14 protein-coding genes and 2 tRNA genes are annotated in these 15,951 nt (G+C 41.6%); 5 read left to right on the top strand and 11 right to left on the bottom strand.

Going from position 1 to position 15,951, the window contains the following annotated elements; all coding sequences use genetic code 11:
- Positions 1-74 precede the first annotated feature (74 nt).
- The 5 genes from AC0SAP_RS08975 to AC0SAP_RS08955 form a co-directional block, all read right to left on the bottom strand.
- Positions 75-165: transfer RNA gene (locus AC0SAP_RS08975), tRNA-Ser, on the bottom strand.
- A 71-nt stretch (positions 166-236) separates the two neighbouring features.
- On the bottom strand, positions 237-956 hold the full coding sequence (locus AC0SAP_RS08970; RefSeq protein ID WP_473383923.1) for a L,D-transpeptidase family protein: 720 nt from the start codon (positions 954-956) through the stop codon (positions 237-239).
- Positions 957-1,026: 70 nt separating this feature from the next.
- On the bottom strand, positions 1,027-1,812 hold the full coding sequence (locus AC0SAP_RS08965; RefSeq protein WP_473383922.1) for an inositol monophosphatase family protein: 786 nt from the start codon (positions 1,810-1,812) through the stop codon (positions 1,027-1,029).
- A 190-nt stretch (positions 1,813-2,002) separates the two neighbouring features.
- Entirely contained in the window at positions 2,003-2,899 is an 897-nt protein-coding gene (gene glyQ, locus AC0SAP_RS08960; RefSeq protein WP_094567417.1) for a glycine--tRNA ligase subunit alpha, read from the bottom strand.
- 227 nt (positions 2,900-3,126) lie between these two features.
- Positions 3,127-5,412, bottom strand: a complete 2,286-nt coding sequence (locus AC0SAP_RS08955; RefSeq protein WP_473383921.1) for a mechanosensitive ion channel family protein — start codon at positions 5,410-5,412, stop codon at positions 3,127-3,129.
- Between the two features lie 189 nt (positions 5,413-5,601).
- Between AC0SAP_RS08955 and xseB the strand changes: the two genes are divergently transcribed.
- The 3 genes from xseB to dxs are packed head-to-tail and all read left to right on the top strand — an operon-like array spanning position 5,602 to position 8,658.
- The gene (gene xseB / locus AC0SAP_RS08950; RefSeq protein ID WP_233146794.1) at positions 5,602-5,829 is read left to right on the top strand and encodes an exodeoxyribonuclease VII small subunit; all 228 of its coding nucleotides are present in this window, start codon (positions 5,602-5,604) and stop codon (positions 5,827-5,829) included.
- Positions 5,830-5,844: 15 nt separating this feature from the next.
- Complete coding sequence (locus AC0SAP_RS08945; protein WP_286483285.1) at positions 5,845-6,720, top strand: polyprenyl synthetase family protein; 876 nt, start codon at positions 5,845-5,847, stop codon at positions 6,718-6,720.
- Between the two features lie 9 nt (positions 6,721-6,729).
- Positions 6,730-8,658, top strand: a complete 1,929-nt coding sequence (gene dxs, locus AC0SAP_RS08940; protein ID WP_473383920.1) for a 1-deoxy-D-xylulose-5-phosphate synthase — start codon at positions 6,730-6,732, stop codon at positions 8,656-8,658.
- Between the two features lie 222 nt (positions 8,659-8,880).
- On the opposite strand, the gene rph is transcribed toward dxs, so the two are convergent.
- The 5 genes from rph to AC0SAP_RS08915 form a co-directional block, all read right to left on the bottom strand.
- Positions 8,881-9,609, bottom strand: coding sequence for a ribonuclease PH (gene rph / locus AC0SAP_RS08935; protein ID WP_094567421.1), 729 nt, complete (start codon positions 9,607-9,609; stop codon positions 8,881-8,883).
- 261 nt (positions 9,610-9,870) lie between these two features.
- A complete protein-coding gene (gene infA / locus AC0SAP_RS08930; protein ID WP_094567422.1) occupies positions 9,871-10,089 on the bottom strand; it encodes a translation initiation factor IF-1 in 219 nt (72 codons plus the stop codon).
- Between the two features lie 26 nt (positions 10,090-10,115).
- Positions 10,116-10,192, bottom strand: a tRNA-Pro gene (locus AC0SAP_RS08925).
- 136 nt (positions 10,193-10,328) lie between these two features.
- The gene (locus tag AC0SAP_RS08920; RefSeq protein WP_473383919.1) at positions 10,329-11,933 is read right to left on the bottom strand and encodes an efflux transporter outer membrane subunit; all 1,605 of its coding nucleotides are present in this window, start codon (positions 11,931-11,933) and stop codon (positions 10,329-10,331) included.
- Between the two features lie 389 nt (positions 11,934-12,322).
- Complete coding sequence (locus tag AC0SAP_RS08915) at positions 12,323-12,799, bottom strand: C40 family peptidase (RefSeq protein WP_286483293.1); 477 nt, start codon at positions 12,797-12,799, stop codon at positions 12,323-12,325.
- A 151-nt stretch (positions 12,800-12,950) separates the two neighbouring features.
- On the opposite strand from AC0SAP_RS08915, the gene guaA reads away from it, so the two are divergent.
- Complete coding sequence (gene guaA, locus AC0SAP_RS08910; protein WP_473383918.1) at positions 12,951-14,195, top strand: glutamine-hydrolyzing GMP synthase; 1,245 nt, start codon at positions 12,951-12,953, stop codon at positions 14,193-14,195.
- A 321-nt stretch (positions 14,196-14,516) separates the two neighbouring features.
- Here the strand turns inward: guaA and AC0SAP_RS08905 are convergent, their stop codons facing one another.
- Entirely contained in the window at positions 14,517-15,056 is a 540-nt protein-coding gene (locus tag AC0SAP_RS08905; protein ID WP_473383917.1) for a carboxymuconolactone decarboxylase family protein, read from the bottom strand.
- 318 nt (positions 15,057-15,374) lie between these two features.
- On the opposite strand from AC0SAP_RS08905, the gene AC0SAP_RS08900 reads away from it, so the two are divergent.
- On the top strand, positions 15,375-15,926 hold the full coding sequence (locus AC0SAP_RS08900) for an adenylate kinase (protein ID WP_286483299.1): 552 nt from the start codon (positions 15,375-15,377) through the stop codon (positions 15,924-15,926).
- Positions 15,927-15,951 lie beyond the last annotated feature (25 nt).

The raw sequence follows: 15,951 nt of genomic DNA, 5'->3' as shown, positions 1-15,951 counted from the left end.
CTCGATTATTGCTATATTTATGGCTTATTAAAGGCAATAAAAAAACCCTAGCGATTGCTAAGGTTTTAAAGGTTTGGCGGAAAAGGAGGGATTCGAACCCTCGATACGCTACTAACGTATATCCGCTTTCCAGGCGAACGCCTTCAACCACTCGGCCACTTTTCCTAATTGTATCTCAACTCAATCTTTTTCGGTTGAGGCAGATAAGATACTAAATATTTTCACAATTGACAAGTCTATCCCTTAAATAGATATCTCCCACTACTCACACTATAATTGAGAGGACGGCGAGAGCGCTCAAATTGTTGATACCCCTCTTGTAGATTATCCCAAAACTCATAGTGCAGAGATTGCTTTTCTCGATTAAGACGCGATTTTTCCATCTTAAAAGGGTATGCTTGCACCTCAACATAAGGTTGCCCATTCTTCAATGCCAATTCTACTAGACCATAGATCTCTTCTATCTGTGGATCTGTCATTGCATAACAACCGACTGAATCACACTTACCATGAACCATCAAGTAGCTTCCGGTTCGACCTAATGCTCGATCAAAGCTATTAGGAAAACCGAGATTGAAAGATTTATAGAAACGACTATGAGGATTGAGCGCTCTGCGATCGACCCGATAGAAACCTTCTGGCGCTTGATGATCTCCCTCATAGATCTTAGGTCCTAATGTACCTGAATAGTTACAGATTGGGTAATTTGAGAAGTGGATAAACTCTTTTTTCCCTTTAGGCTTCATCCAAACCTCAAGCATCGCTTCCTCTTTAAAGATGCGAATTAAGACCTCATCTCCCGGCTTCAAACCATAATTTTTAAGGCGCTCTGTTAATGGACCTCCTGATATGTAGGAGGGAGATGGCGTATTAGAGTAGCTACTACAAGCAGATAGAATCAGCATAATACCTACCACTTTAAGAGCTGTTTTGATCGCTCTACGTGCTCTATTCATATCTATCCCAACTCTTTATCTCAATGATCATTACAGCTCACTTCTATCTCTAATATTCCATCTCTCATCTTTATACAGAATATTGCAGAAGATCTAACACTTTTTGATGGAGTGCCGGCGTTGTTGCTAGGATCGTTGTAACATCAAGATCAATTGCGCTTCCATCGAGTGCGGTCATCACTCCTCCTGCTTCCTTAACAATAATCGAAAGTGCTGCAATATCTAAGATATTGACATCAGATTCAACAATAATATCGACTTTCCCCGTTGCTAAGAAATGGTATTGTAAGAAATCTCCAAATCCACGCGTAGAATTGACCGCTCCAACTAATTGGCCATAATTTGCCCATTTCTCAGCATCTTGAGTTAAACGCTTGAGATTTCCTGAAGAGAAGACCGCTTGTGATAACTGATCGATATCACTAACGGAGATCTTTTTACCCTCTAAAAAAGCGCCTTGCCCTTTTAGCGCATAGATTCGCTCACCACCGTTAAAACAAGGGGCTGTTGATACCCCTAAGACAATCTCTCCCTTATACATTAAAGCAATTTGGCAAGAGAAAAAAGGACGACGGCGAACAAATGCTTTAGTGCCATCAATAGGATCAATGAGCCAGATAAAGTCAGAACTCATATTCTTCTGTCCACTCTCTTCTCCATAAAAGCCGTGATCAGGAAAAGCTTTAGAGATATGCTCATAGATCGCCTTCTCTACTGCAATATCAACCTCTGTTACCGGCGTTGCATCGGCTTTAATCTCAATTTTAAAGGCATTTTCATCATAAGCTGTTGCGATCAACTCTCTTGCGATCTCTGATGCCTCTAACGCACAGTCTAAATATTTTTGCATATCCATCTCTATCTACTCTTCTCTCTCTATTGGTTATCAAAATCTACGCGCCCTATCTCGATGCTAAGATCAGCTCAGATAGGGGTCATCACATAATACTCTCTCATTGATCATAATGACGAACATAATGGTGAACATGATGACGAATAAAAAAAGATGATGGATCAAGCCATCATCTCTCTATCACAAATATACTCTATGACTCTCTTTTTAACATAGGAAAGCCTAATCTTTCACGGGATTCATAGTAGCTCTTCGCCACCATCCCCGCCATTTTACGAACTCGTAAAATATAGCCTTGTCGCTCTGTTACGGAGATCGCTTTACGCGCATCTAATAGGTTGAAGGCATGGGAAGCTTTCAGAACCATCTCGTAAGCAGGAAGCGCTAGGTTCTCAGCTAAAAGGCGTGATACCTCTTTTTCGTAAAAATTAAAGGAATTTAGGAGAAACTCAACATCAGCATGAGAGAAGTTATAGTGAGATTGTTCTACCTCATTTTGATGGAATACATCGCCATAAGTGATCTTACCAAAAGGTCCATCCGACCAGACAAGATCATAAACACTCTCAACTTCCTGAACATACATCGCAAAGCGCTCAAGTCCGTAGGTGATCTCCCCTAAAACCGGTTTACACTCTAAACCACCTGCCTGTTGGAAGTAGGTAAATTGTGTTACCTCCATCCCATTGAGCCACACTTCCCATCCTAAGCCCCAAGCACCTAATGTCGGTGACTCCCAATCATCCTCAACAAAACGAATATCATGCTTAGTTACATCGATCCCTAATGCTTCTAACGATCCGAGATAGAGCTCTTGCATATTCTCTGGAGAGGGTTTAATCGCGACTTGAAATTGATAGTAATGTTGTAGACGATTCGGGTTTTCACCATAACGACCATCCGTTGGACGACGGGAGGGTTGAACATAAGCGGCAGCCCATGGTTCAGGACCTAATGCACGAAGGAATGTTGCCGTATGGAATGTTCCCGCCCCCACCTCAATATCATAAGGTTGAAGTAACGCACACCCCTGCTCTGCCCAGTAAGTTTGCAGCGTAAAAATCATCTCTTGGAAAGTCATTTTTTTCATATTTAATATCTTTATCTGTATGCTTTATCTGTGTATTCTTTATTTGTATGCTTTGTTTATGTTCTTTACTTATACTCTTTACTTATGTTCAGTAAATACTTATCGATGGTTTTTTATTTAAGCCCTATCGATATTAGTGATCTTTAGTTAGTAATCTTAGTTGATCAATCTTCTATTGTATCTGCTGACCGATTATCTACTGATCTACGTCCGATATTATACCCCAATTATTGAGGATTGCGCGCTTCACTCTCAGCTTCATCTAGAAATTCCTCATCATCGAGAATCTCCTCTTCTATGCGCTCAATCGGCAGAACCTCACCCGGACGGAAACGATGTTCTCGTTGAGGTACAGGGATCTCAATATTGTTCTCTCTTAATGCCGTATCGATCGCCCACATATAAGCTGCACGAATACCATTGGGACGTTTCACAGCCCGCGAGGTGAGCCAAACAACTAACTCAAACTCATAGTAGTAATCTTTAAAATCGACTAACCAAACAGCAGGATTACGTCCTGGAATTCCTTTTAAGGTGTGTGGCAACGCCTCTGCAGCGGCAAGAACCACTTCTCGAACAATCTCCTTATCTGTTCCATAAGCAACTCTAAAGGGGTAACGCATACGGCGCTGAGGCTCTTTAAGCGTCCAGTTGAGCATCTTGGTATTGATAAATTCAGAGTTAGGAATCACGATATCGACATTATCATTATCAGTAATAATAGTGGCACGTACATTGATCTCTTTCACCTCCCCCCAGAGAGGCTTTCCACTCTTTTGATCCTGTAGCTCAATAAAATCACCCACCTTAATCGAGCGTTCAAAGAGTAGAATCAAACCTGAGACAAAGTTATTAACGATCGATTGCAATCCAAATCCCAGTCCGATTGCAAGTGCCCCCGCGACAAGCGCAAAGTTGGTAAAATCAATGCCGACAGCAGTCAAACCATAGAGAAATCCGAAGAGGATAATAGCGTAATAAGTTAAGCGCCCGGCAAGATAGTAAGCCGGTAATTTATCATCACCTCGCTTATTCCCCATACGATTGAAGACACGATTGAGCCAGAATGCGATCCACCAACAGACCAGGACAATGAGGAGAAACTGAAAGAAACTGATCGAGGTTACCGGTGTATCACCCACAGTAAAGAGTGGCGTTCTCAAAAGTTGCTTCACATTGCGCCAAGCATAACTGAGCGTGCTTTTCGTACGATTGATGGTATTCATCAATACGCCTTGAAACTGTAATAATTGATTCTCTAAGATCCGCCCCATAAACTGACTATCGGCAATCTCTGTCTGTAGCTTTTGTAACAGAACAGAGGTCTCTTGAATCAGCGTTAGGCGATCATTCGCGATGCCGGCAAGGAAGCTATTCTCATTGACGCCACCACGAATTTCAATATCCGCAAGTAATGCATTGGTATTACTTCGCTCCACCTCATTTTGGTTGAACCAATCTTTCGCTTTAAGTGAGATCTCCTCTAAATTACGCTGACGATCGGCATAATTTTTCTGTATTCGCTCAACATCGAGTCCCTCTTCATCCGAGAGAATGGCTAAGATATCGCGCTCATTTTCATACATATCGAGCCGCGCTTCTAAAATCGCAACATTGATCTTCTCTTTTGCTACACGTTGATTACGTAATCTCGCAACAGCTTGATCTTCCACCGTCTCATCAGGAAGAAGTAGAAGTTGTGACTGCTCACGAAGTAATTTTGTATTAGCCTCTTGAAGACGAATAATAGTGTTATCGATCCGATCATTGAGCGCATCGATCTCATCACCGGTGTAGGTCAATCGAGTAATGGCAGCATTCTTAATATCTTGAAGCTCACGAGATTCCGACTCAATGATTGTTAAGTTCTCTCGTAACAGGCGTAATCGCTCTGTTAATAATGCTTGTTCCGTCTGCAGTGTAATCACCTGCAGTGCAGCTAAAAATCGAGCATGACTCCCCTCTGTAGTCTCAAGATAGGAGACAAAGCGATTATTAAGATCCCGCGTAATATCACGATATTGCACATCCTGATCACGAATATCTTCCCGCACGCTAACAAGCTCTGTGCTAAGCTCCCGCTCTCGATGGATAATTGTCAAGAGTTCGCCGATGCTATAGTGTTCTTTTAGCTCAAATTTAAAACCCTTTTTAGTAACGCTCTTCTCTTTCAGAGCCACATAAGCAAAAAAGTTCGCGCTAATATGAGAGATCTTCGGCAATTCCCGCTTAAGAGCCTCTTCTGGCAGTTTTTGTGACTCTTCATCAATACGTTGAATAAAGTCGATCACTGCTTGTTTAAGATCGCCGGATTTTTTATTTTCAAAATAGTTCCACCATGCTGTATTAAGTGACATAGGATCAGGAAGCATAAGCTCCTCTTCTTGACCACTTTCCACAGTACCCAATCCATTTTGCAGTAACGAGCTAATAGGATGAACCTGAGAAAAAGCGACACTTAAACTCATCAACATTATCAATAGTAGCGTTGAAGCTCGCTTTATCTTGGTCACAGGCACCTCTTATTTAAATTCTTGCTGAATTAGGGGGGAGAAATAGAGTTAAAAGCCCAAAATAGTCGAAAGGTGGGTTGAAACTCCACGTTGCTGATTAGATCAGACTCCAGTCTAATATTATTGCATATAGCGCCTACTCAATCTAGAATATGAGACCGAATTATTAATTATTTTAAGGAAATATCTGTGTCCGAAAAAATAAGTCAAGATATCGCTGAGAACTTAAGTATTGAAGCGCAACTAGAGAAGCTCACTAAAATTTTAGAAGCGCTCGAAAATGATGAGCTTCCGCTAGAGGAATCTCTTCAAAAGTTTGAAGAGGGAATCAGACTGACAAAAGAGTGCCAAGCGCTGCTTGAAGCCTCTGAAAAGAAGATCTCTCAACTCTTATCCAAAGAACAGATTGAATCATAAGGAGCTTAGCAACTCATGCCTACCGCTTGGTTTACAACGCAACTTCACCTCTTTGAAGCCGCTTTCACAAAAGAGCTTGAGAAGATCGAAGCTCCTGAGCGTCTTAAAGAAGCGCTGCTCTATAGCACGCTCAATGGGGGTAAAAGACTTCGTCCACTCTTAACCATCGCCAGCGGTGAGCTCTGTGATGCTAAAATGGCGGCAATTTTATCCATTGCCTCTGCCATTGAGATGATCCATGCCTACTCTTTAGTCCACGATGATTTACCGGCAATGGATGATGATGAATATCGTCGCGGTAAATTAACCTGTCATAAGGCCTATGATGAAGCCACCGCTATTTTAACTGGCGATGCTCTTTTAACAGCAAGTTTTGAAAGTTTAAGTCATATTGAAGAGATCTCAGCAGAGAAGAGATTGCAGCTGATTCAACTCATTAGCCATGCAGCCGGCAGCGCCGGAATGGTCGGTGGGCAATATCTCGATCTCTCTTCTGAAAATAGAATCATCTCTCTTCATGAATTAGAGACGCTACACCGTAAAAAGACAGGAGCACTCATCAAGGCTTCTATTTTAGCAGGGGCAATTGCCGGCGATACGGATCAATCAACTTATGATAAACTATCTGTTTATGCCGATAATATTGGGCTTGCGTTTCAGATTAAAGATGACATTTTAGATCTCATCGGAACCCAAGAAGAGCTCGGCAAAAAGCCCGGCAGTGATCTTCTTCAAGAGAAATCCACCTATATCTCACTTTTAGGGTTAGAAGATTCTATTGCAAAGCTTGATGAACTAACGAATGAAGCAATTGAACTACTCTCTCCTTTGGGTAAAAAAGCAGAACCACTGATCGATCTTGCCCACTATATTCAAAAGCGCAATCATTAAGGTTTTAGAATGAATCCAACACCACTTCTTGATCAAATCCAGTCACCTGATGACCTCAAATCCCTCTCTCTCAATGATCTTGAGACACTCTCTATGGAGCTTAGGCAATTTCTAATTGGCTCAGTTCTCGATTCTGGAGGGCATTTTGCTTCAGGCCTTGGAGTGGTTGAACTAACAGTGGCATTGCATCATGTTTTTAATACCCCTCACGATAAGATTATCTGGGACGTTGGACATCAAGCTTACCCTCACAAAATCTTAACGGGGCGAAAAGATCAGATCCATACCATTCGTAAAAAAGGGGGGCTAGGACCTTTCCCTTCTCTTAATGAGAGCGATTACGATGCTTTTGGCGTAGGTCACTCCTCTACGTCAATTAGTGCCGCTTTAGGCATGGCGATTGGTGCAAAGCATCATCATGATGAGAGCCAACAGCTTATTGCCGTCATCGGTGATGGAGCTTTAACCGCAGGGCAAGCCTTTGAGGCGCTCAATCATGCGGGTGATCTTAAGGCGAATCTTTTAGTGATTCTCAATGATAATAATATGTCGATCTCTCCTAATGTAGGGGCGCTCAGTACCATGTTGACGCGCACACTCTCTAAGCCGGCAATTCAGTCGATTCGTGAAAGTGGTGCAAAATTTTTAGAGAATCTCCCTTTCCCCCAAGCGCTTGATCTCGCTAAAAGAGCAGAGACTCGGGTCAAGAGTGCTGTTGCTGAACAGAGCGTTATCTTTGAAGAATTCGGATTTCAATATTTTGGCCCTATCGATGGGCATGATCTTCCGACGCTGATCACGACACTGAAAAACTTAAAGCAGAAGAGTGGACCACGCTTTCTCCATATCACCACCAAAAAAGGGAAAGGATATGCGAAAGCTGAAGCGGAACCTGTAAAATTCCATGCCGTATCAGCAGCAAAAAGAGAGAGCTCATCGGCAGATAAAATCAGCGCAACTCAAAGTGAAAGTCATTTAGAGAAAAAACTAGAGAAACAGAAGCCGAGCTTAACTTACACCCAAGTCTTCTCCCAATGGCTCTGTGATATGGCAGAGATTGAACCTGATCTGATGGCAATTACGCCGGCAATGTGTGAGGGCTCCGGCCTTGTTGCCTTTAGCCAACGTTTTCCCCATCGCTTCTTCGATACGGCAATCGCCGAACAACATGCCGTAACATTAGGCGCCGGCATGGCGCTTGGGGGTGTCAAACCGGTTGTTGCAATCTACTCGACCTTCCTTCAACGCGCTTATGATCAACTGATCCATGATGTAGCAATTCAAAATCTCAATGTCACCTTTGCAATCGATCGTGCCGGCATTGTGGGCCCTGATGGAGCGACTCACGCCGGAACCTTTGATATCGCCTATCTTCGGACAATTCCCAATATGGTGATTATGGCACCTTCAAGCGAAGAGGAGTGCTATAAGATGTTAACCACAGCCTATCACTATCCAGGGCCGGCAGCAGTTCGCTATCCACGCGGAAAAGGGATTGGCACTCAGATCAGTGATGAACCGATAGAAAAGATAGAGATAGGAAAGAGCCAACTCCTACAAGAGGGAGAGTCACTCTTAGTGATCAATATTGGCCCTCTCATTGAGAATGCAACTACCATTGCCAATCATTTTGGTGGAACCCTACTCGATCTTCGCTTTGTTAAACCTCTCGATCGAGAGATGCTCTTAAAGCTTGCGCGATCACATCAAGCAATCATCACGATTGAAGATGGTGCGATTATGGGGGGTGCCGGGTCAGCCATCAATGAGTTACTTGCCTCTGAAGGAATCTTTATGCCCATTAAACATTTTGGCATTAAAGATTACTATCCTGAACATGGGGAGCGAGAAGAGATCTTAGCAGATTATGGTTTAACGCCGAAGAAGATGATTGAAGAGACGGAAGCTTTTCTTTCGCTTCTTAAACTAGCACAATAGAGATCAAGCCATCTCCCACCCCTCGACTAAACATATTGATCGAGAAATAGAAAAAGATGGGGGCAGAGAGAGGCAAGCACAAAAATAAAAAGTACAAAGTACAAACTAATAAGCCCCTTAACGACAGAACATCGTAAGGGGCTTACTCTTTTAGGATAATCAATCAGCTAATGTTGATTGATCTTTCGATCGATAATCAGAGAATCGATTGAATTGATAATCTTAATTGATCGCTTCAGCTAAAACAGCAACTTGTGCTGCTGTAATTTGGGCAATGCCCTTCTCTGCAAGTTTGATCATCTCCAATAACTCTTTCGTAGAGAATGGTGCTTGCTCTGCCGTTGCTTGCACCTCAATCATCTGCCCATTATTATCCATAATCACATTCATATCGGTATCTGCGGCACTATCTTCAAGATAATCAAGATCCAATACCGGAACACCTTGGTAGATTCCTACAGAAATTGCCGCAATTTGACTAACTAACGGTGTCTTCTCTAATAACCCTTGCTCTACAAGCTTATGAAGCGCTAACACTAAAGCAATATAACCGCCGGAAATCGATGCGGTTCTCGTACCACCATCGGCCTGTATTACATCACAATCGATTGTAATCGTTCGTTCACCTAACAACTCAAGATCGACCGCTGCACGTAGTGAGCGCCCAATCAGACGTTGAATCTCTAAAGTTCGTCCACTCTGCTTTCCTCTTGCCGCTTCACGACTTGAACGTGTGTGAGTTGATCCCGGCAACATACCATATTCTGCAGTAATCCAGCCCTTTCCTTCTCCGCGTAAAAAAGGGGGAACTCGCTCCTCGATCGAGGCAGTACATAATACTTTTGTATTACCAAATACCGCTAAAACAGAACCAGCAGCATGCATTGTAAAGTTAGGAATAAATTGCAAAGAACGCATCTCATCTGCCGCTCTCTTTGAAGGTCTTACCATCTCTTATCTCTCTTTTTTTAGTTGTGTATCGATTTCTACAATATAAAAAAGCCCGTTAAAAACGGGCTTTTTTAATAAAATCTTTAATTCTGATCAACTTGTCCGATTTGACCGATTTAAACTATTAAATCAATAGCATCAATACCCTATTGGGTATCGATTTAAGCATCTCTCTGTAAAGAGTTACCGATAGACTTACTATTAATCTACTAGTCAAATTATTAGTTGCATCACTAATTGCGGCTTATCAATAACTAATGACTATTTACCGCGATAAACGATACGACCTTTAGTAAGGTCATAAGGTGTTAATTCTACTTTAACTCTATCTCCCATAAGAATACGGATATAGTTCTTACGCATCTTACCAGAGATATGAGCAGTGATAACATGACCGTTATCTAACTCTACTCTAAATTGTGTATACGGAAGGGTTTCAATAACCGTGCCTTCCATTTCAATATGATCTTCTTTTGACATATAACTCTTTAATAACTTAGTAAGATTGGTCGGGACAGCAGGATTTGAACCTGCGACCCCTTGCACCCCATGCAAGTGCGCTACCAGGCTGCGCCATGCCCCGACGAAATGAGATCTAAATAATAGCAAATAAAAAGTGTTGTGACAAGACCCTTTCCCGATCCTGTCACTTTACCCTCCTTAAAAGTCTCAAGAAGAGGGGGTTTCTCCACTTTTATCTGTTACCTCTATTATCTATTTTACTCCTTAACAACCGTTTTAACTTCCTCTAGCTTTAAGCCAGGGAAAAGGGTATCGCTACTCCCACTCTCGGCGTTATAAGGTGCTTTTCGTGTTACTGCTAACTCTTTAGCAACAGGGTTATCCTTTGCTCTTGCATCCATATAGACCGTTCTATGCTCGGCATCGATCGTTCCCATACTCTGTGCTCCACCACCTAAAGCAGCGTAGAGCATGACATCATTGATATGCTTATTAAAGTAGGTCGTTAAGAGCGCTTGACGAGAGCTAAAGAGTGTTCGCTGTGCATCTAACACATCAAGATAGCTCGCAATTCCGTTAGTATAGAGAAGATTTGCTAAACGCAATTGCTCAGAGGTTGTTGCCACAAGATTTTGTTGTGCGCGCAATTGATCGCTTAATGGTTTTTTAGAGACTAAAGCATCTGCCACTTCTTGGAAAGCGGTCTGAATTGTCTTCTCATACTTCACTACTTCCACATTCTTACGAACATAAGCGAGATCTAAGTTCTTCTGGATTTTACCCCAATTGAAGATTGGAATATTGATTTGTGGTGCAAAGCTCCAGCCACTATGGCCCGATTTAAAGAGGTCAGAGAGTTCTGAGGATGCATTACCAAAGGTTGAGGTTAAGGTAATACTCGGGAAGAATGCTGCTCTTGCGGCACCAATATCAGCATTTGCGGCTAACAGTTGATATTCAGCTTCAATCACATCAGGACGCACCAATAAGACTTGTGATGGAAGACCGACGGGCAACTCCTCCGAGAACTGTTTTGCGCGTAATGAGAGCCCTTTAGGTAGATCTGTTGCCACCGCACCCACTAACGTGTAGAGCGCATTACGCGCCTTACCTAACTGCCCTTCAATATTGGCCACTTGAGCTTGTGCTGAGAAGACCTGCCCTTTCGCTTGGGCTAAATCAAGGTCATTTGCAATTCCCGCCTCAACCTGTTGCTGAACAAGATTATAAGAGGCTCTATTGGAGTTTAAGGTCTCTTTGGCAACTCGTAACTGCTCTTCTGCAAGTACTTCAGTTAAGTAAGCGCGAGCAACCCCTGAAACAAGGGCGATCTCCGCTGCTCGTTTCCCCTCTTCCGTTGCTAAATATTTTGCAAAAACGGCATCACTTAAAGAGGCTGCCTTACCGAAGAAGTCAATCTCAAAACTACTGACCCCAAAGTTAAGCGATGAACGTTCAGATATAGAAGATCTGCCAGTAGATTGCCCTGTAAGGGGATTTACATTATTAGCACTTCCCGTTTTAGTTCGAGAATAACCACCAGCGGCATTAAACCCAGGAAGCTGATCGGCAACAGAGATACCATACGCAATACGCGCCGCTTCTAGATTTAAGGTTGCTAATTGTAGATCCTTATTATTCTCTAATGCTAACGCGATTAACTTCTTCAAGCGTGGATCTTTAAAGTAGTGCTCCCAATTGATCTGATAAGCAAAGGTTTGATCTGCTAATGTACCTGCTTGGGCCCCTGATGAGACAGGGAAGCTATCAATAACAGGGAGTGCAGGACGCTCATAAGTAGGCGCCATGGAACAAGCGGCTAAAATAAAGGGGGCACCGACGAGTAACAGTGATTTTTTCATATCTTTGATCAACCTCTAGTTGAGTTTGGAGCAATTCGTTTTAACAATACGCTTTAAATATAGGATTATCATAATATACGCGTTATTTGTAGCATACAATTATTACAATAATAATATCATTAATATATGAGCATCATATATATCGGTATCGATATCTGAGGATCAACATCTCAATATCAACAATCCAATTCAATATTAGTGAGTAAATATTGATAAATAAACATTGATGGATAAACATTGATGAATATAGATCTCATAATTAATTGAAAGATAGTGGGTATTGTATCAAGTGACAACAATGTTGTCATTATCAAAATGATCCAGCGACGACCTCTCTTTATCGCACGTTTGGTCGATTTCACCATCCATTTTATAGCTTAAAAACAATATTATAGTTTACCGTAGCCATAAAAACGTTGCTGCCAATAAGGGGTATCAAATCGAGTAATTTCAACCCGCTTGCCGGAGCTAGGAGCATGAATCATCTGGTTATCCCCAATATAGATTCCTGCATGAGAGATGCTCTTACCATTTGTGATAAAAAAAACGAGATCTCCCGGCTCAGGTTTATCGGTACGTTTCGCGTAACGATACTGGCTTCGAGTATCTCGTGGTAGTGATATGCCGGCATTTTTATAGGCGTACTGAATTAAGCCACTACAATCAAACCCCCGTTTAGGATCTGTTCCCCCAAAAAGATAAGGGCGGCCAATTTGCCCCTTTGCATAATAAATCGCTGAAAACTTCGCCCCTAATAGATTCTCTTGCTTTAGATCTGCATCTGCAACCGCAAGAGATATTGGGCTCAATAGCGCCGCTACAAAAAGTAATCGTTTGAGCTGATCGGTTAAACGGTTCTGCATCATCTCTCCCATAAGTTAATCGATCTACAAGTTGTTAATAAAATTCTCACTCTCTGTGACAGTACGTTCTCGATAAATTGGGGGGTTGATAGACATTTTTGCTATACTTTACCCCTTAATCAATCCCTAGAATTGCATCGAGGATACATATTTTATGCCACAGCACTTAAATAATAGAGTATTAATTGTACACGCAAATCAACAAGAAGCTCAAAAAATTGCACGCCTTCTCCGGGATGCGCAATTTTACTCAGAAATCGTCACCCTAAAAGATCTTGCTGAAGCCTTAAAAAGCGGCCCAACAAAAGCGATTTTAAGTGATCAAACAGCTGAGATTGAGATGATCTTAAAAAATGAATCTCTAACAACGCCACTCTTTGCTTTAGCAGAAGATAGCTCCCCTGAAGCCGTTATCGAGTTTATCAAAGGAACGGGCGCTGAAGCGGTCTGGAATGTAGAAGCTTTTATTGAGCATCACACAAAGGCGATTCAAAATAGCGTCCAAGGCGATGAGGTTATTTTAGGTCTCTCTGGTGGAGTTGATTCCTCCGTTGTTGCTGCACTGATTCATAAAGCCATTGGCAAACAATTAACCTGCGTTTTTGTCGATACCGGCCTTCTTCGCCTTAATGAAGGGGATAAAGTGATGCAAACTTTTGCCGATAATATGGGGATTCATATTATTCGTGTCGATGCAGAGGCAAGATTTTTAGAAGCTTTAAAGGGTGAAAATAACCCTGAGAAGAAGCGTAAAATTATTGGTGAACTCTTTGTCCGAATCTTTGAAGAGGAAGCTCGCAAACTCCCCAATGCTAAATGGTTAGCACAAGGCACTATCTATCCCGATATCTTAGAATCAATCAATACAAAAGATGGGGTTGCCGTTAAATCTCATCATAACGTTGGTGGATTGCCGGCAGATATGAATCTCAAGCTTCTTGAGCCTATTAGCTCACTCTTCAAACATGAGGTGCGTGAATTAGGCGTTGCTTTAGGACTTCCTAAAGAGATGGTCTATCGTCATCCATTTCCAGGACCTGGCTTAGGCGTGCGTATTTTGGGAGAGATCAAAAAAGAGTATGCTGATATTTTACGTTTCGCTGATGATATCTTCATCGAAGAGTTGATAAAAGCCGATCTCTACGACACTGTCTCCCAAGCCTTTGCTGTTTTTGTACCGGTAAAATCGGTAGGCGTCTCCGATGATAAACGTGTCTATGACTATGTTATTGCACTACGTGCTATTGAAACGATCGATTTTATGACCGCACGTGCAGCGCATCTTCCTTGGGAGTTTATCGAGCATGTCTCTAATCGCATTATCTTAGAAGTCGATGGAGTTTCACGCGTCACTTATGATGTCTCTAACAAACCGCCTGCAACAATTGAGTGGGAATAATTAAGTACGAGAATAAAAATTAAAATTGACATCAAATATTAAAGTAAGACATTGAAATAAAAAATTGAAATAAAAAAAGTCCTTAACCTATGAAGTGAAGGTTAAGGACTTTCATAAACCTCTATTGAAAAATTGATCGACTATAACAATCTAATCTCACCAGAAAGAGCGCATTTAGGGGGAGTTCTCTCCCTGATATCTCGCAATAGAGCTCATTCATGATCGCTCTCCTATCGTAATTCACCAATAGTCATCAACTAATAGTAATCAACTAATAGTAATCAACCAATAGCGATTAACTGTCATCATTAACAGCGGTCATTAAACTAATGGCACTTCAGGAAAGTCGATCTTCGGATCAACGATATTGTTGAGCCAATTTGTAAAACTATTGAGGGCTGTAAAGAGCGTTAACTGAACAATATCAGCTTCTGTAAAACCTGCTGCTTTTGCTCGCGCTACTAACGCATCATCTAAGTTACCCTTCCCTTTAAGTACCGCTAAAGCAATATCGATAATCAACTGCTCGCGAGGGTCTTTCGCACGTCCATGTTGCGCTTCAACACACTCCTCTTCACTCAATCCTGCCATTTTTTTTGCTGTAAAGGTATGAGCACTAACACAGTAGTGACAGCCATTGTAATTGGCAACAGCCAATGCTAATAACTCCTGATCTCTTTTTGAAAACTTAGAGTTTTCCAATTTTGCTTGTAATGCTAAAAAAGCATCTAAGCTCATTCCGTCAATGCCTAATGCACCAAAGAAGTTAGGTAACATTCCAAATTTGCCTTTCAACTGCGTTAAAATTGGCTTTGCAATCTCATCTGCAGTCTCTGGTGTAACTAATGTAAATTGTGTCATTCTTAATGGCTCCTAATTAATTCCTAGAGATCTCTATTAATATTCTCTATTAACGACCCTTCCATATACTAACTTACATTATATCTTTTTACAATTTGTTATCCCTATTTGCCCAGTTTTTTACCGATCATATGCACGATAACAGGCTTCTATCAACAATTGATGACTTACCTCTACCTCTTTCTCCCTCTTTTGTCTAATTTATAAGCTAAAATAGCAGTTCATAATTGAGCGCACTCTGCTTAGCGTGTATTATGAAGAGATTATCAAGCAATCTGTTATTGAACAGATTTTTATAATTTAAGGAGAGAGTTATCTATGCGTATTGTCCTGCTTGGCGCACCTGGGTCTGGAAAAGGCACTCAGGCTGAAAATATTGTTAAAAAATTTGGAATCACCCACCTCTCTACAGGGGATATGCTTCGTGCGGAAGTTAGTGAAGGAACGCCTTTAGGTCTTGAAGCTAAAAAAATCATGGATGAAGGCAAACTTGTCTCTGATGAGATCGTCCTTGGCATGGTTAAAAATCATATCCTTAAAGCAGAAAATGGCTTTCTTTTAGATGGTTTTCCACGCAACATCAATCAGGCAGAACAGCTCGATAAGCTCCTCGATGAGATCAATATGCCGATTGATAAGGTGATCTACTTTGATGTGCCTTTTGAAGTCATTAAAGAGCGCCTTAAATCACGTGGTCGTTCTGATGATACCGAAGAGACTATTCTTAAGCGTCGTAAAGTGTTTGAAGAAGAGACTTTCCCATTAGTGGATTACTTTATCCTTCAAGGAAAACTTAAAACGATCAATGGTTATGGCGATATTAATGAGATTTCACAAGAGATCTTCAAAGTTCTAGATCCATCACTATAAGTTCACTCTGCTAATATAGGCAGTG

The sequence above is a fragment of the Ignatzschineria sp. PL_is040 genome (genome assembly GCF_055813795.1).
Note: the sequence above shows the minus strand (reverse complement) of the source record. Positions and strands in the feature narration are given on the sequence as shown.